Origin of the sequence: Akkermansia sp. (assembly GCF_020860705.1) — a bacterium.
GTDB lineage: Bacteria > Verrucomicrobiota > Verrucomicrobiia > Verrucomicrobiales > Akkermansiaceae > Akkermansia.
In genome coordinates this window covers 57,099-74,846 of the sequence record NZ_JAJBTT010000054.1, presented here as the reverse complement: position 1 = coordinate 74,846, position 17,748 = coordinate 57,099, and the positions used below count along the sequence as shown (strand labels likewise).

General features: G+C 57.3%; 13 protein-coding genes. 12 read left to right on the top strand and 1 reads right to left on the bottom strand.

Annotated elements, in window-relative coordinates; all coding sequences use genetic code 11:
• The first annotated feature begins 28 nt into the window (after positions 1-28).
• The 3 genes from rpoC (at position 29) to LIO64_RS12595 (ending at position 6,642) form a co-directional block, all read left to right on the top strand.
• A complete protein-coding gene (gene rpoC, locus LIO64_RS12605; RefSeq protein WP_290528944.1) occupies positions 29-4,225 on the top strand; it encodes a DNA-directed RNA polymerase subunit beta' in 4,197 nt (1,398 codons plus the stop codon).
• A gap of 979 nt (positions 4,226-5,204) precedes the next feature.
• Positions 5,205-5,912 (top strand): PEP-CTERM sorting domain-containing protein, encoded by a 708-nt coding sequence (locus LIO64_RS12600; protein WP_290549802.1) that lies wholly within the window; start codon positions 5,205-5,207, stop codon positions 5,910-5,912.
• Positions 5,913-6,006: 94 nt separating this feature from the next.
• On the top strand, positions 6,007-6,642 hold the full coding sequence (locus LIO64_RS12595) for a GyrI-like domain-containing protein (RefSeq protein ID WP_290549801.1): 636 nt from the start codon (positions 6,007-6,009) through the stop codon (positions 6,640-6,642).
• Between the two features lie 24 nt (positions 6,643-6,666).
• Here the strand turns inward: LIO64_RS12595 and LIO64_RS12590 are convergent, their stop codons facing one another.
• Positions 6,667-6,870, bottom strand: a complete 204-nt coding sequence (locus LIO64_RS12590) for a hypothetical protein (protein ID WP_290549800.1) — start codon at positions 6,868-6,870, stop codon at positions 6,667-6,669.
• A 258-nt stretch (positions 6,871-7,128) separates the two neighbouring features.
• Between LIO64_RS12590 and lepA the strand changes: the two genes are divergently transcribed.
• The 9 genes from lepA to LIO64_RS12545 all read left to right on the top strand — a co-directional run bounded on the left by lepA (position 7,129) and on the right by LIO64_RS12545 (position 17,691).
• On the top strand, positions 7,129-8,928 hold the full coding sequence (lepA, locus tag LIO64_RS12585) for a translation elongation factor 4 (RefSeq protein WP_290549799.1): 1,800 nt from the start codon (positions 7,129-7,131) through the stop codon (positions 8,926-8,928).
• Between the two features lie 162 nt (positions 8,929-9,090).
• Positions 9,091-10,074: a thioredoxin family protein gene (locus tag LIO64_RS12580; protein ID WP_290549798.1), complete on the top strand. Its 984-nt coding sequence runs from the start codon at positions 9,091-9,093 to the stop codon at positions 10,072-10,074.
• A 377-nt stretch (positions 10,075-10,451) separates the two neighbouring features.
• Positions 10,452-12,158 (top strand): sulfatase, encoded by a 1,707-nt coding sequence (locus LIO64_RS12575; protein ID WP_290549797.1) that lies wholly within the window; start codon positions 10,452-10,454, stop codon positions 12,156-12,158.
• Between the two features lie 114 nt (positions 12,159-12,272).
• Positions 12,273-13,829, top strand: a complete 1,557-nt coding sequence (locus tag LIO64_RS12570; protein ID WP_290549796.1) for a beta-N-acetylhexosaminidase — start codon at positions 12,273-12,275, stop codon at positions 13,827-13,829.
• 121 nt (positions 13,830-13,950) lie between these two features.
• Complete coding sequence (cysS, locus tag LIO64_RS12565) at positions 13,951-15,366, top strand: cysteine--tRNA ligase (RefSeq protein WP_290549795.1); 1,416 nt, start codon at positions 13,951-13,953, stop codon at positions 15,364-15,366.
• A gap of 5 nt (positions 15,367-15,371) precedes the next feature.
• Positions 15,372-15,716 carry a cupin domain-containing protein gene (locus tag LIO64_RS12560; protein WP_290549794.1) on the top strand — a complete coding sequence of 115 codons (345 nt, stop codon included), beginning with the start codon at positions 15,372-15,374 and terminating at the stop codon, positions 15,714-15,716.
• Positions 15,713-16,618, top strand: coding sequence for a DMT family transporter (locus tag LIO64_RS12555; RefSeq protein WP_290549793.1), 906 nt, complete (start codon positions 15,713-15,715; stop codon positions 16,616-16,618). The genes LIO64_RS12560 and LIO64_RS12555 overlap by 4 nt, the downstream gene beginning before the upstream one ends.
• 45 nt (positions 16,619-16,663) lie before the next feature.
• Entirely contained in the window at positions 16,664-17,032 is a 369-nt protein-coding gene (locus tag LIO64_RS12550; protein WP_290549792.1) for a hypothetical protein, read from the top strand.
• Between the two features lie 5 nt (positions 17,033-17,037).
• Positions 17,038-17,691, top strand: a complete 654-nt coding sequence (locus tag LIO64_RS12545; RefSeq protein WP_290549791.1) for a PEP-CTERM sorting domain-containing protein — start codon at positions 17,038-17,040, stop codon at positions 17,689-17,691.
• The last annotated feature ends 57 nt before the right edge of the window (positions 17,692-17,748 follow it).

Sequence of the window (17,748 nt, the reverse complement as noted above, 5' to 3'; positions counted from 1 at the left end):
ATCAAACATTCTTCAAAACTTTTAATATATGTCTGATACCCCCACCATCAGGGAAATGCACGGTCTGAGCGACAAACCCCGGACCTTTGACCAGGTTGCCATCACCGTGGCGGACCCGGATACCATCCGCAGCTGGTCCTTCGGTGAAGTCGTCAACCCGGAAACCATCAACTACCGCACGTTCAAGCCGGAAAAAGGCGGCCTGTTCTGCGAACGCATCTTCGGGCCCACCCGTGACATGGAATGCGCCTGCGGCAAGTACAAGCGCATCAAGCACAAGGGCATCACCTGCGACCGCTGCGGCGTGGAAGTAACCAACGCACGCGTGCGCCGCGAACGCATGGGCCACATTGAACTGGCCGTTCCGGTCTCCCATATCTGGTTTTACAAGTGCATGCCCAGCCGCATCGGCCTCATGCTTGACATGACGGCCCGCCACCTGGAACGCGTGATCTACTATGAAGACTACATCGTCGTAGACCCCGGCAATACTCCCCTGGAAAAGGGAGCCATCCTGACGGAAGAAGAATTCCGCAATGCGGAAGACGAATACGGCTATGACAGCTTTGAAGCGGGCATGGGCGCGGAAGCCATCCAGAAAATGCTGGCTTCCATTGACCTGGCCTCCCTCGTCACAGACCTTCAGGAACAGCTGGACAACACCAACTCCAAGCAGAACAAGCGCAAGATCGCCAAGCGCCTGAAGCTGGCCCAGGGCTTCCTTCAGTCCAACACGCGCCCGGAATGGATGATCCTGAACGTGCTGCCCGTGATTCCTCCGGACCTGCGCCCGCTGGTTCCCCTGGAAGGCGGCCGCTTTGCCACGTCTGACCTGAATGACCTGTACCGCCGCGTCATCAACCGCAACAACCGCTTGAAGACCCTCCTGAGCCTGAAAACTCCGGAAGTCATCATCCGCAATGAAAAGCGCATGCTCCAGGAAGCCGTGGACGCCCTGTTTGACAACGGCCGCCATGGCCGCGCCGTCACGGGCGCGGGCAACCGCCCCCTCAAGTCCCTCTCCGACATGCTTAAGGGCAAGGGAGGCCGCTTCCGCCAGAACCTGCTCGGCAAGCGCGTGGACTACTCCGGCCGTTCCGTCATCGTGATCGGTCCGGAACTGAAGCTCAACCAGTGCGGCCTTCCCAAGAAGATGGCCCTCATCCTGTTTGAACCCTTCATCATCCATCGCCTGAAAGAGCTGGGCTACGTGCATACCGTGCGCTCCGCCAAGAAGCTCATTGACCGCAAGACGCCGGAAGTGTGGGACATCCTGGAAGAAGTGACCAAGGGCCACCCGGTGATGCTCAACCGCGCTCCCACCCTGCACCGCCTTTCCATCCAGGCCTTTGAACCGGTCTTGATTGAAGGCTCCGCCATCCGCCTGCACCCGCTCGTCTGTAACGCGTACAACGCGGACTTCGACGGCGACCAGATGGCCGTGCACGTGCCGCTGTCTGTGGAAGCCCAGATGGAAGCCCGTCAGCTCATGCTGGCGCCCAACAACATCTTCTCCCCGGCATCCGGCAAGCCCATTGCCACGCCTACGCAGGATATTATTTTGGGCGCGTACTTCCTCACGCACACCCGTGCCGCGGAAGTGCAGAACTACCAGGACAACCACCAGCACCTGCCCCTCTTCGAATCCATTGACGAAGTGGAATACGCCATTGCCGCCCGCAAGATCGGCTACCATGACTGGATCCGCCTGCACAACCCGGACTACGGCAAGAAGCCTTCCGAAGTAGTGTACGGGGATGTGACCAAGAAAGTCATCGTCACCACCGCCGGCCGCGTGCGTTTCAATGAAATCTGGCCCCGGGAACTCGGTTACATCAACCGCAACGTGGGCAAGAAGCAGATGGGTGACATCATCTGGCGCTGCTACCAGACCGTGGGCAAGGAACGCACCGTGCAGACCCTGGACTCCCTGAAAAACCTGGGCTTCAAGGAAGCTACCCGTTCGGGCTGCTCCATCGGCATCGTGGACATGGTCGTGCCCTCCCAGAAGAAGACGGAAATCGACAAGGCCTACGCGGAACTGGACAAGGTGACCCGCCAGTACAAGAACGGCATCATCACGGACGGTGAACGCTACCAGAAGGTGGTGGACATCTGGACCCAGACCACGGACGTGATCCAGGCGGCCCTGTACCGCAAGCTGGAACATAACGAAGGCTCCAAGATGGCCAGCCCGCTCTTCATGATGGTGGACTCCGGCGCCCGAGGCAACAAGGCCCAGATCAAGCAGCTCTCCGGCATGCGCGGTTTGATGGCCAAGCCCAGCGGTGAAATTATCGAACGCCCCATCACTGCCAACTTCCGTGAAGGCCTCTCCGTGCTGGAATACTTCATCTCCACCCACGGCGCCCGCAAGGGTCTGGCTGACACCGCCTTGAAGACGGCTGACTCCGGCTACATGACCCGCAAGCTGGTGGACGTGGCCCAGGACGTCATCGTCCATGCGGAAGACTGCGGCACCAGCAACGGCATCACCGTTCATGCCATCTATGACGGCGATGAAGAAGTGGCGTCCCTCTCCTCCCGCATCTATGGCCGCACCTCCTGCGAACGCATCGTGGACCCCGTCAGTGGTGAAGTCATCGTGGACATCAACGATCTCATCAATGAAAAGCAGGCGGAACAACTGGAAAAGATCGGCATCGAACAACTGAAGATCCGTTCCGTGCTCACCTGCGAACTCAAAAAGGGCTGCTGCGCCAAGTGCTACGGTCTGAACCTGGCCACCGGCCAGGAAGTGAAGATCGGGGAAGCGGTCGGCATCATTGCCGCCCAGTCCATCGGCGAACCCGGCACGCAGCTCACCATGCGTACGTTCCACGTGGGCGGCACGGCCACCACGGCGTTCAAGCAGCCCATCGTAAAAGCGAAGAACGACGGCCGCGTCATCTACACGGAAGACCTCCGCACAGTGGAAAACGCAGACGGCAACTTCGTGGTGCTGAACAAGAACTGCTCCGTCCGCATTGAAAACGAACAGGGCCGCGAACTGGAATCCTACCAGCCCGTCATCGGCACCATCCTGTACGTTCCCAACGGCGGTTCCATCAAGAAGGATGAAACCCTCGCCACCTGGGACCCGTACAACGTGCCCGTCATTGCTGAAAAGGGCGGCGTGGTCGAATTCAAGGACATGATCGTCGGCATCACCGTTTCCAAGGAAACGGACCGTGAAACCGGCACCTCCTCCCTCGTCGTGATGGAACACAAGCAGGAACTTCACCCGCAGGTGGTCATCCGTGACGCCAAGACCCGCGAAGTCCTGGCCCACCACGCCATTCCCGCGGGCGCCAACCTCACCGTGAAGGATGGAGAAACCATCTCCGCCGGCACGATGGTGGCCAAGACGCCCCGCAAGGTGGCCAAGACGAAGGACATCACCGGCGGTCTGCCTCGCGTGGCGGAACTGTTTGAAGCCCGCAAGCCCAAGGACGCCTGCACCATTGCACGCGTGGAAGGCATTGTGCGCCTCAGCAGCAAGAACACCTCTCGCGGCAAGAAGGTCATCACCATTGAAACGCCCACGGGCGAACTGGTGGACCACCTGGTGCCGATGAACAAGCACGTCATCGTGCATGAAGACGACCATGTGCATCTGGGCGACCAGCTTACGGAAGGCCCCGTCTCTCCGGAAGAAATCCTGGACGTCTGCGGCAAGGAAAGCCTCCAGGAACACCTTGTCAACGAAGTACAGGAAGTGTATCGCCTCCAAGGGGTGGAAATCAACGACAAGCACGTGGAAATCATCGTGCGCCAGATGCTCCGCAAGGTAGTCATCACGGAACCCGGCAACACCGAATTCCTGTGGGGCGACCAGGTGGACAAGACCACCTTCGACCGCATCAACGAACAGACCGTAGCCCAGGGCGGCCAGCCGGCCGCAGCCAAGCCCGTTCTGCTCGGCATCACGAAGGCCTCCCTGGAAACGGAATCCTTCATCTCCGCGGCCTCCTTCCAGGATACCACGCGCGTTCTGACGGAAGCCTCCACCCTCGGCAAGACCGATACGCTGGAAGGCTTCAAGGAAAACGTCATCATGGGCCACCTCATTCCCGCCGGCACCGGGTTCTCCCGGTACAGCAAGATTGAAGTGGAACCCGCCGAGGGCGCTGAAGAAATCGCGCTGGCCAGCGAAGAAGAGGAAGCGGCTGAACTTGCCGAAGACGTATTGAACGATACCATCAACTTCGACAACGAACGCTAAACCGTTCCGAAAACACCTCAGCATGCGGGGCCTTCCAAGTGAAGGTCCCGCATTTTTTATGCCCGGATGAAAACAATCCGGACCTGGTGTTCACCGGACCTCTCCTTCCGGCTTTTCCAGGGAAGGCTTTATTCCCCATCAAATGAAACGTCCTGTTTCACGCTGTCTCCAGCCCCGGCAGGGCATGGGAAATCACTGCTTCACCGTCCCTCTCCTTCCCTTGAAAAAACAGGAAATTCAAAATTCCCTTCCCAGGGTTGAGAGGCGGGAATATCCCGGACATGGGCAGCCGCCAACTCTGAAAAATCGGATTCCGCCAAACAGGCAAACATACAATATTTTTATAGAGAAAGATTTACATTTCTATTCAAATAAAAAATAGAGCTTCAACGGATTAGCAATCCGGAGTCAAGCCAGAATATTTGTAAGAAAAACGTTTCCGAAAAATTTCCCTTGCCATCCTCCATGATCCGTCCACTTCTGCTCCGGCAGCAGATGTGCGCCTCCGGCGCCTGGGAGCGGAAGGCTCCCGCTTTTCGTGGTTAAAAGCTTTTCTGGAACGTAGTGGAAGCTCTCGGTTAATAGCCTTCACTCCGCTCCGCCAGAGTATCCATTAGGGCCGGGAGGCCCTAATTCCCAGGAGAGAAACTTGCAAAAAAACGGCGGAAATGTTTGCTCACAGCAGATTTGCGCCTCCGGCGACTGGGAACGGAAGGCTCCTGCCTTTCGTAGTTGAAAGCTTTTCTTGAGCGCAGCGGAAGCTCTCGGTTAATAGTCTTCACTCCGCCCCGCCAGAGTATCTATTAGGGCCGGGAGGCCCTAACTCCCATTAATCCCCAGGCGACAGGCGGTCGCAAAAACCGTGCAAGTATTTGTTAAACAATAATTTGTTCTTTCTAAAACTCCCGATTGAAACGTCTCTGGAACTCCGCGGATTGCTAATCCGCAATTGTAAGTGCCGCATAACATACCTAAAAATATGAAGAAAACATTATGGAGCATTTGCATCGGGCTAGCGGGGTTGGCGGCTGCCGCCTCAGCGGCAACCGTTGAATTGATGCCGGACATCGAAAGCATTGCGCGTCAGGGATACAACTCCTCCGGCCGCCTTGCAGGAAACGGCATTACTGCCACCGACGTCAAGAGTTGGCTGGGTAGTTCTTCCCGGGCTGACGGGTGGTACACTACCACCGGCAATGGTGACATGAACTGGGGACAAGCTTCCGTCAATACGGGAAACCAGTCCATCACGCTGCCCAACATGAACGGGACGGCAGGCGTCTGCGCCGGGCTGAAAATGACCATTGAGAACATCCAGACTTATGAAGGACTGGCCTTCAGCTTTACGCTCACGCCTCCCGGTACCGGCCCCACGTTCACCTATTCCCTCTGGTATGAAACCACGGACGGCGATATTGTGGAACTTTGCAAGGGTTCCAGAGGCAACAACGGTTCCGTCTGGAACGTTTCGTATGACCTGACTGGTGAACAGATGGCCGACATGAAAGCGAATGGAAACGGCAAGGTCTATGCTGTTCTGGGAAGTGCCGGGGGCAACAACGGAAATAACGCCGTGATCACGGACATTTCTCTGGAAGGTACGCTGGCCGTTCCGGAACCGGCTACCGCATCCCTGGGCCTGCTAGGATTGGCTGCGCTGATGCTGCGCCGTCGCAGAGTAGCCTGACGCATTCTTTTTTCTTCTCAAAAGGCTGTTTCTCCCACGGGAGGAACAGCCTTTTATTCGTGCACGTTTCCCTTTCTCCTGCTATTCTGTCCCAATGCCGCCTCTGGATTTCAAAAAAGAAGACAAACACCTTTACCAGCCCCCGGCACATCCCGTGCTGGTGGACGTTCCGGAAATGATTTTTTTCATGGTGGACGGAGAGGGAAACCCTAATGATCCGGCAGGAGCGTACCAGCACGCTATAGAACTGCTGTACGCCCTGTCCTATGCCGTCCGCATGGGGGGTAAAAAGGGAGCTTTTCCCGTTCCGGATTACCGGGAGTACGTCGTTCCGCCTCTGGAAGGCCTTTGGTGGAACTGCAACAACCCTTCTCCCTCTCAAAAAAAGGATTTCCGCTGGATCTCCATGATCCGCCAGCCCGGATTCGTCACGCCGGAAACCCTGTCTTATGCACAGGAGCAGGTCGGGAAGAAAAAACCTCACCTGAATGTGGCCGCCGCGCGCCTGGCCTCCTTCCGGGAGGGACTCTGCGTGCAATGCCTCCACACAGGCCCCTATGATGAGGAACCGGCCACCCTGGCGCAAATGCACTCCTTCATGGAGAGGGAGGGTCTCCTTCCCGACATGGATGGTTCACGCGCCCACCACGAGATTTACCTGTCCGACCCCCGGAAAACGTCTCCGGAAAGGTTGAAAACCGTCCTCCGCCTTCCGGCAAGGCGGCGTTAAAACCTCCCTACCTTCCGAATGGCCTCATTCGTTATCCATGAAATACGCCTGCAGAATGCAGATGATATGCAGGACAATGGGAACGAGGGCGAAGACGAACCAGTATAACAGGCCATAGGCCGCTCCAATCACCAGGAACCAGATGATGGCTTGGACGAAATGTCCCTTGTACAACTGCCCCAGGCCGGGGATGAATAAACTCAGAATAGCGGCTAAAAAGGATTTCATATGCTGAAGAAGTAAAAATGGCCGCACGGAGAAGGTTTCCCGTGCCTGCACCAGTTGAGAGCCTCCCCCTTCCCTCCACGTTCAATTTCCCGGTTCCGGTCCTGTCATGAATGACGGATTTTCCGGAACATATGAAGCTGCCGCGGTGCCGGCCGCTGGCCGGAACAGGCGGCAGTCATGCTCCGGTCTTGACCGCCGCAGGCGCTGTGTTACCCTCCCCGCGCACAGGGCACTCACGTTAGAAGGGTAGAGACCACCATGTCCATTGAACTGACTCGCAATTTCTCCATCATCGCTCACATCGACCACGGAAAAACCACTCTTTCCGACCGGTTGCTGGAAAAGACGAATACCATTTCCGAACGGGAAAAGCAGGATCAGCTTCTGGATGCCATGGACCTGGAACGGGAAAAGGGCATCACCATCAAGTCCCACCCCGTCACCATCTTTTACAAGGCCAAGGATGGCAAAACCTACAAGCTCAACCTGCTGGATACGCCCGGACACGTGGACTTTTCCTATGAAGTGTCCCGCTCCCTGGCTGCCTGTGAAGGCGCCCTCCTCATCGTAGACGCGGCCCAGGGCGTGGAAGCCCAGACGCTCGCGAACATGCACCTGGCGATGGACTTGAATCTGGCGATCATCCCTGTCATCAACAAGATCGACCTTCCCAGCGCCAACCTTCCCAACGTGTACCGCCAGCTGGAAGACATCGTCTGCATTCCCCATGAGGAAGCCATCCACGCCTCCGCCAAAATGGGCATCGGTATTGACGATATCCTGGAAGCCGTCGTTCAGCGCATTCCCCCTCCTGTAACGGAAAAAGACGGGCTCCTGCGAGCCCTGGTGTTTGATTCCGTTTATGACGCCTACCGCGGCGTGGTCTCTTATGTGCGCGTCATCTCCGGCAGCGTGCAGCGCGGCATGAAGGTCAAGCTTTTCGCTACGGATGAAGTGTATGAGGTGAAGGAAGTAGGCATTTTCACTCCCAAGATGACCCGGACGGACTCTCTGGAAGCGGGCGATGTGGGCTACATTATCGCCAACATGAAATCCGCGGCGGACGTCAAGATCGGCGATACCTACACGGACTACATGCGCCCGTGCCCGTCCCCCCTGCCGGGCTTCAAGGAAATCCGCCCGATGGTCTTTTCCGGCATTTATCCGGTGGACTCCTCCGATTTTGAAGCCCTGAAGGCCGCCATGGCCAAGCTTCAGATCAATGATGCCGCCTTCTCCTTCCAGGCGGAATCATCCGTGGCCCTGGGCTTCGGGTTCCGCTGCGGCTTCCTGGGCCTGCTCCATATGGAAATCATCCAGGAGCGCCTGCGCCGTGAATTCAACATGGACATCATTTCCACCTATCCCTCCGTGATTTATGAAGTCACCAAGACTAACGGGGAGGAAACAAACGTGGACAATCCCAGCCTGCTCCCGGAACCGCAGGAAATTCAGGAGATCCGGGAACCCATCGTCAAGGTGTTCATCATGCTGCCGGGGGAATACATCGGAGACATCATGCAGCTCGTTCTGGAAAAACGCGGCAGCGTGACCAACACGGAAACGATTGACGACACACGCGTGATGCTCACCTGCACCGTTCCGCTGGCGGAAATTCTGGTGGACTTCAACGACAAGCTCAAATCCATGACTCGCGGCTACGGCTCCATGGACTATGAATACGCCGGATACCAGGCCGCCAAGCTTATCAAGATGGATATGCTCATCGCCGGGGAACCGGTGGACGCCTTCTCCATGATCGTCCACCAGGATAAAGCCGCCTCCCGCGGCCGCGAACTGGCGGAACGGCTGAAAAACGTCATCCCCCGCCAGCTCTTTACCGTGGCCATCCAGGCCTGCATCGGCGGCAAGATCATCGCCAGGGAAAGCATCTCCCCCATGCGCAAGGACGTGACGGCCAAATGCTACGGCGGCGACGTCACCCGCAAGCGCAAACTGCTGGAAAAGCAGAAGGAAGGCAAAAAGCGCATGAAGGCCATCGGGAAAATCAACATTCCTCAGGAAGCTTTCATCAAGGTGCTGAAAACGGGGGACTGATCCCCGCTCCGCCCCGTGTGGCCCCCGTCCAGGAAAGAGCCGCTGGAAAGCCGGATGCAGCACACGGGAATGGCAAACCGGGAAAAAGCTCCTGAAAACCTGCCGCCGATGACTGCAAATTCCCGGTTGCGAACCATCGCCGGTTATGCTATCAGATCGGGCATGAGTCTGCTCAGGCTATCCATGCTTCTGTTTGCCTCCGCCGCCCTGTGCTCCTGTGTGGGAACCTCTCCGGAATCGGGAAAACCGAAAGTGAAAAAGAGCCTTTCGGAATACATGCAGGACAATATGTCCAATTCCATTGCCAATGTTCCGACCGGGCTGATGGGCACAACGCCGGGCCAGCAACAGGCCCACCAGATCACCGCCACCACGCAGGAGGAAATGACCAAGGCCGACAGCGGAGCCGTCTACTACACGGACGCGCATGATCCGGACGCCCCCATTCCCGGCCTGGAAGAAGCCTTTGCCCAGCGCAAGGAAAATGAGCGCTGGATCCAAAGTTATTCCTCCGCCCTCCGGGAGGCCCAGAGCACCGGAAAACCCATCCTGATCTGGTTCCACCATTCTGCGGGCAGCCCTCCCAGCAGAAAACTGGCGGCGGAGCTTCTCCAGACCAAGGAGTTTGAAGACTGGGCAAAAAACAACGTCGTCCGTGTCTGTTACGACCAGGCGGAAAAATTTGAAAGCGAACCTGTTTTCAAGAAGCGCAAGAAAATGCTGGATTACGTGCAGAAGGCGCCTTCCCTGTTTGGCGTCAGGGGCACTCCCGTGCTTCTGGTCATGTCTCCGGACGGCACGAAGGTGGACACGCTGCGCGGCTATTATACCGGGCAAAAGGCCCTTTACTTTGACCAGATTAAAAACAGCGTCAAACTGGCCGGAAAACAATATGAAGAATTTAAGAAAACGCTGATACCCAAAGGATACCGTGTCTGGACAGGTGTTAATGGAAACACCGTTTTCGCCAAGCTTTCCCGTTACTCGGAGAAAAACAGGACCCTCTGGCTCCAGGAACTGGACGGGCACCAGAGCAAAACGTCCCTGGAAAAACTCAGCCTTCAGGACAGGAAGTGGCTTTTGGAACAGAAAAAGGCTCATGAAAACAATAGCCGGAATGAGCGGCCCTCCCCCCGGGGCTCCTGATCCGGCGCTCTTTGATTTACTCCCTGCCGCACCCGGCAGGGAGCTACTGTAATGGAAGAAATTCCGTCGTTTCCTTCGTAAAATAACAGGCTTCCCGCCTGGGTGCCCCATCCTGCCGGAATTCGCCGTTATGTCTTTCATCCGGATGGGAAAACGGCTTCCCCTGCCGGTTCGACCGGAAGGCGGCATGTTCATGAACTTACGTGTTCATTTTATTTTTATGTTGAAATATGAAACTGATGTTTTATTTTTCCTAAAACTCTCTCCCGTAAGTTTTTCATTTCGGGGATGTGGTCTTTTTACACGGGAAACAATGTCCTTCCGGACACATCCTGTCGCCCCTGTTCAATCATTCACCTGTTTAATTCATGATTCCTATGATGAACCGCCATACCGTTACAGCACTAGCGCTTGCAGCCTGTTCCCTGTCAGCATCTGCGGACAAGCCGCAGACACAGGCGCCGGACCAGCGTCCCAACATCGTGGTTATTGTTACTGACGACCATTCCTTCCAGACCCTTGGCACCTGTGAGAAGGATTCTCCCATGCCCTATCCGAACTTCCGCAAACTGGCTGAGGAAGGCATGGTCTTTGACCGCAGTTACTGCGCCAATTCCCTGTGCGGTCCGTCGCGCGCCTGCATTTATACGGGACGCCATTCCCACATGAACGGCTATCTCTTCAATGAACATGCAGCCCCCTTTGACGGCTCCCAGCCCACTTTCCCGAAAATGCTTCAGAAGGCCGGCTATCAGACCGCCATGGTGGGCAAATGGCACTTGGAATCAGACCCTACCGGATTTGATGCATGGGAAATTTTCCCCGGCCAGGGGAATTACTTTAACCCGGATTTCATTACTCCCGGCAAGGACGGCAAGCGCGTGGTGAAGAGGGAACCCGGCTATGCCACGGAGCTGGTCACGCAAAAGAGTCTCAAATGGCTGGAACAGCGCGACAAGAACAAACCCTTCATGCTCGTCGTGGGCCACAAGGCGCCGCACCGCTGCTGGTGCCCCTCTATTCAGAATCTGGGGCGCGCCAAGCAATATGCAGACGCCATTGACCCGCCCGCCAATCTGGAAGACGATTTTGCAGACCGCCCGGAATTCCTGAAAATGACGGAACAGACGCTGCTCAACCACTTCAACGTCTGGTCTGACGAACACCTGATCAAGGACGTGGTGCCGGAAGACATCCAGAAAATGATTTCCTGCCCGGAATCCAAGACCCTGCATACCAAGTACGACTGGGACATGCCGGAATGGGTGCGCATGGACCCGCAGCAGAAGGAAGCCTGGTACAACTACCACAAGGCCCGCACCGTCCAGCTCGTGAAAGATATTCAAAGCGGAAAGATCAAGACCCAGCGCGACATCCTGCTGCGCCGCTGGCGCCATTACATGGAAGACTACCTGGGCACCGTGCTCTCCGTGGATGAAAGCATCGGCCAGATCATGGATTACCTGAAGCAGAACGGCCTGGACAAGAATACGCTGGTCCTCTATTGCGGCGACCAGGGCTTCTACATGGGTGAACACGGGCTGTACGACAAGCGCTGGATTTTTGAGGAATCCTTCCGCATGCCCCTCATCATGAAATGGCCCGGCCATATCAAGCCCGGCGTGCGTTCCAACGCGATGGTGCAGGAACTGGACTACGCCCCCACCTTCTGTGAAGTGGCCGGAGCGGCCACGCCGGAAAACATGAACACCTTCCAGGGCCGCAGCCTTGTCCCGCTGTTCAATACAGGAGAGCACCAGGACTTCAAGAACCGCCCCCTCTACTACGCTTTTTATGAAAATCCGGGCGAACATAACGCTCCCCGGCATGACGGCCTCCGCACGGAGAGATATACCCTCTCCTATCTCTGGACCAGTGACGAATGGATGCTTTTCGACAACCACAAGGATCCCGCCCAGATGCATAACGTGGTGAACAAACCGGAATATGCGGAAACCGTCAAGGAACTCAAAAAACTGTACCAGCAGCTCCGCAAGGACTACCAGGTGCCGGAAGGCTTCCCGGGAGCCACGGGCAAGCTCTCCGTCAAACCCCGGTGGGATTGCGCCCCTTCCAAAAACTGAATATTCTCCGTACCTGTTCTGCTTCCGGGAAACACGTTCCGGCACATCATCCGGACGGCGGCGGAACAACGCAGGAACATCCCCCAAACATCAACCATCGCCAAACATCATCCCATGAAAGCACTCCTGCTAGCGGCTGCGTTCCTCGGCTCCCTTTGCTGGGCCGGGACCAATCCCTACAACATCATTCCGGAACCCGTCAAGGTAACGACGGCATCCGGCACCACCAAGAATCTCAAGATCCTGAACGAGCAGAAAGTTGCCGGACTGGGCAATGAAGGATACACCATGAAGCTCACGCCCGGCGGCGTGGAGCTTCGCTATACCACGCCCAACGGAAAAGCCATGGCCATGGCTACCCTGTTCCAGCTTCAGGACCAGCTCTCGGACACGCCGGAAGGCCTTCCCTGCGGCAGCATCCAGGACGCTCCGGACTTCGGCTGGCGCGGCATGATGGTGGACGTGGGCCGCTATCACTATCCCATGAAGGAACTTTACAACTTCGTGGACGCCATGCACTACTACAAGTACAATGTCCTGCACCTCCACCTGACGGAAGACCAGGGCTGGCGCCTCCCCGTGCCGGGCTACGACAAGCTCCGCACCATCGGCGCCGTACGCCCCTCTGCCCCGGAAGGCCAGAACAACGCCCTGCTGGCCAACGAAGGCATGTACACCAAGAAGGAACTCCAGGACCTGGTGGCCTACTGCAACGTCCGCGGCATCCAGGTGCTTCCGGAAGTGGAAATGCCGGGCCACAACATGGCCCTGGCCGCTTCCTATCCTGAATTCTGCTGCAACACCAAGCGCGCCCAGGTATGGACGCACGGCGGCGTTTCCTCCAAGCTCATCTGCCCGCAAAAGCCCGGCACCAAGAAGTTCATCAAGGATACTTTTGATACGGTCCAGCAGATTTTCCCCTTCGGCTACGTGCACATCGGCGGCGACGAATGCCCCATGGGAGACTGGAAAAAATGCCCTGACTGCCAGGCCGCCCGCGCCAAGAAGGGCCAGGGGGACGACGTGGAAGCGCAAATGAGCGATTTCACGAAGAGCCTGGGCGCCATGCTCGCCAAGAACAAGAAAAAGCCCATCCTGTGGTACGACATCAACAAGGGCTACTACCACAAGGGAGAAACCGTCATGTCCTGGCTGCCTGGCGAATTCCCCCGCTGCATTGACAAGACGAAGGAACAGGGCATTGACCTGATCGTCACCCCCCAGTACAAGTATTATCTGGCCCGTACCCAGATGAAGTTCCCGCAGGACGACGTACGCGCCAGGCCGGGCGGCGGCCCCATCCTGCTGAAGGACTGCTACAACTTCGACCCCCGCAACGGGCGTGACAAGAAAGACGTCAAACACATCAAGGGAATCAACCTCTGCATGTGGGCGGAATGGATCCCCTCTGGAGAACTGCTCATGTACATGACCTATCCCCGGGCCATGGCGGTTTCTGAAACCGCCTGGGGCGACCACAAGAACCGCCCCAGCCTGGAAGACTTTGAAAAGAAGATGGAGACCCATAAGAAGCACTTCCAGAAACGCTTCGGCTACACGCTGGAACGCACGGTGGAAAACAAGCCCTACCGGGAAGCCTCCATCACCAAGGAAGAAATCGACCGCATCAACGCGAACTACAAGAAAGGCCAGCAGAACGCTGACAAATAATCCTTTCCACCTTCTCGTCACTATCTGACCTGTTCAAGGCCGGGGACGCGGACAGCCGCCAGTCCCCGGCCTTCTTTTCCCGCTTGACCGGACGGCCCTCTTCCCTTCTAATCGTTCCGCCATGTTACACCTTTACGATACCCGCACCAGAACGGCACAGGACATTTCCCCCATGGATGGAAAAACGCTGCGTTTCTACTGCTGCGGCCCCACGGTGTACGGGCCGGCCCACATCGGCAACTTCCGCACCTTCGTGATGCAGGACATTTTCCGCCGCGTCGTGGAACTGGGCGGCACGCCCACCATGCATGTCCGCAACCTGACGGACGTGGATGACAAGACCATCCGGGACTCCCAAAAAGCCGGAGTTACCCTCGTGGAATTCACCGCCGGCTGGGCGGACCTGTTCCACCGGGACTGCACCGCCCTCAACTGCCTTCCCCCCCACGTGGAACCCTCCGCCGTAGGCCACATTCCGGAACAGATCCGGATGGTGCAGGCGCTGGTGGAAAAAGGCCACGCCTATGTTTCGGAAGACGGCTCCGTGTACTTCAAGATTTCCTCCTTCCCGGAATACGGGAAACTCTCCCATCTGGATGAACGGGAACTGGACCTCGGCAAAACCGCCAATACCCGGTCCAACGCGGACGAGTATGAAAAGGACTCCGTCGCGGACTTTGTCCTGTGGAAAAGCCGCCGTCCGGAAGACGGGGAGAACTTCTGGCCTTCCCCGTGGGGAGAAGGCCGCCCCGGCTGGCACCTGGAATGCTCCGCCATGATCCACAAATACTTCGGCAATGACTTTGACCTCCATTCCGGCGGCGTGGACCTGGTGTTCCCGCACCATGAAAATGAGATAGCCCAGTCCCGCTGTGCCTGCGGCGGCGGCTTTGCCCGCCTGTGGTTCCACATCACGCACCTGCTGGTAAACGGCGGCAAGATGTCCAAATCCCTGGGCAACATGTACACGCTGGCGGACCTGGACAAGCTGGGGCACAAGGCTTCAGCCGTCAGGTACGTGCTGGCGGGGGGCTATTACCGCCGTCCGCTGAACTTCACCCTTTCCTCCCTGGATGACGCCAAGGGAGCCCTGGCCCGCCTGTCCAAATTTGACGCGCAGCTCCGGAACGCCGCCGGAACGGACGCCGTCCCGTCCTATGAGGAATTCTGCGCGGCTCCCCCGGAACCGGGAATCTTCCAGCCGGCGTGGGACAGCCTGAATGATGACCTGAATACCCCGGAGGCCCTGGGCCACGTCTTCAGCGCCATCAAAAAGGCGGATGTTCCCTCCCTGTCTCCGGAAGAAGCGCGCCGCATGCGTAATGCCTTCCACTTCATCCTTGCTGCCTTCGGCATCCTTCTGCCGGAAGAGGAACGGGAGGAAGCTCCGGAGGAAGTGCGCGCCCTGGCGGAACAGCGCTGGCAGGCCAAACAGAACCGGGACTGGGCGGAAGCCGACCGCTTGCGTGCGGAAGCGGCAGCCCTGGGCTGGACCATCAAGGACCGCAAGGACGGATACGACCTGGCGCGCAACTGACCGGCATGAACGCTTTTTCCGCTATCCCCGGTCATACGGGCTTTACCGCCAGGAATCTGTTCTCAGGCGTGCAGGGAATCCTGAAGGATGGAGCCTTCGCCAAAATGGAACCCGGCGGAGGCGGCCCTCTTACCCCCCATCGCCACGCGCACGCCCATTTGTTCATCGTCACCCGCGGAACAGCCACCGTCCTTCTTGATGAAGAGGAAAGGACGGTCCATGAACATGAATCCCTGCTCGTCCCCGGAGGCGTCCTCCACGCCGTCTGGAACAGAAGCGCGGAACCGGCGGAAATCATAGGCCTGACGGTGGAAGCCTCCTGCGCGCCTCAAACACCGTTCAACCCATGAGTTCACGCCAACGCACGCTGGGGCACGCCGCCGCCCTGATGACCATCCTGATCTGGGGCACCACCTTCGTCTCCACCAAGGTGCTTCTCCGGGACTTCACCCCCGTCACGGTGCTCTTCACCCGGTTCGTGATCGGGTACGCCTTCCTCTGGTGCCTGAGGCCGCGCCTGCTTCCCCCCGCGGGATGGAAAAAAGAACTCCTGTTCGCCGGAGCGGGCCTCACCGGAGTCACCCTGTACTTCCTGCTGGAAAACATCGCCCTGACGTACACATTCGCTTCCAATGTGGGCATCATCGTAGCCGTGGTTCCCTTTTTCACGGCCCTGCTGGCCCACTTCCTGCTGAAAGGGGAAGGCTTTTCCCGCCGCTTCTTCCTGGGCTTCGCCGCCGCCTTCACGGGCATCTTCCTGATCATGGCGAACGGAGCCTTCGTGCTGGAATTAAACCCGGTCGGGGACGTGCTGGCCCTGGGGGCGGCCTTCGTCTGGGCGGTGTATTCCATCCTGATGAAAAAAATCGGCGTCAACACCTCCAACATGGTCATCTGCACGCGCCGCATCTTCTTTTACGGCATTGTACTGATGATTCCGGCCCTTTTCGTGCTTCCGGTCAATCTGGACTGGCACCTGATGGTCAAGCCCGTCAATGCCCTCAACCTGCTGTATCTGGGCCTGTTCGCCTCCGCCCTGTGCTTCCTGTCCTGGAACCGTGTGGTGGAAATCCTGGGCGCCGTCAAATCCAGCGTTTACATTTACATGGTTCCGGTCGTGGCCGTGGTAGCCTCCGCCATCATCCTGGGGGAACGCCTGACCTGGATATCCCTGACGGGGATTCTGCTGACCCTCTGCGGCGTCATGATTTCCGAATACAGGAACAAAACGCGGAAAAACGGAACAAGGTAAACCGGGTTGAGCAATATGTGATCCAGTCAAACTCTGGGCCATCCTATGCTCCCCGGAAATGAAAAAGGGATCGCCAACGCACCCTCGCATTGGTTTAAGAAGTCCTGCTTCAAAGGAAAAAACTTGCAGGAAACAGGGTCTTTCATCGCGGAAGGAGTACTTCCTGAAAACAGGAATTTCCCAGGATTAACCGCCCCTGCAAGGGCCTCCGGAACCATTTCTTTTTTAAGGCGTAGCGGAGTGTTAATCCGCAGTCAACGTAAAAAATACGTTAAAAACATGTTGATTAAAAATTCATTGCAAAAAAAAGAAAGGGCCTTGATTCATTTTCCTTTCTTATCCCTTTATTTACCGTTGATTCTCTCTTTAAGAAAGATAAAAACCACCCTGCGGATTAACACTCCGCTAGTATGACGCACATGAGGGCACTTCTCTCCATTTCAGCTTTTTTACTGTGCATTTCCGGGGTACAGGCGGCAACCACCCTGTATGAAACCCAGTTTCACCAGACGGCCATTAATACGGGCAGCGATTTTCTGGAAAACGCTTCCGTCACGCTCACCAATCCCTCCACGTCCCTTGCCACCAACCTGGCTGCGGACCTTCTGGTTCCCAGCCTCCAAATGAAGGACAACAATACCGGCTGGACCGTTACTTTTTCCTTCACGGCTGTTCAGGATATCACCATTTCCTCCCTTGACCTGGGCTTCCAGTTCGTCACCGGTACCGGTACACGCCATGACAATTCGGACGCCAAGGCGGGAACCGCCACCGTTACCCTGGCCTCCGGTGACTCATCCTCCACAGCTAATCTGAGTTTCGAGCGCGTCCAGGCTGACAAGGACGGCACGCCAACACCGGACGTGCAGGAAGCCTCCTTCAATACTCCCCTCACGGTCAAAGCCGGAGAAACGTTCACCCTGACGGTTAATGCCAAAGCCCCCGGCACCGGAGGCACCTTCCTGGGGATTTCCCAACTGGAGCTTCGCGGAGACGCCGTGCCGGAACCGGCAACCGCATCCCTGGGACTCCTCGGCCTGGCGGCACTCCTGATGCGCCGCCGCAGGGCATAACAGGAACTCTTTCCTTCTTTACGAAAACAGGGCTCTCTTCCGATTCCGGAAGAGAGC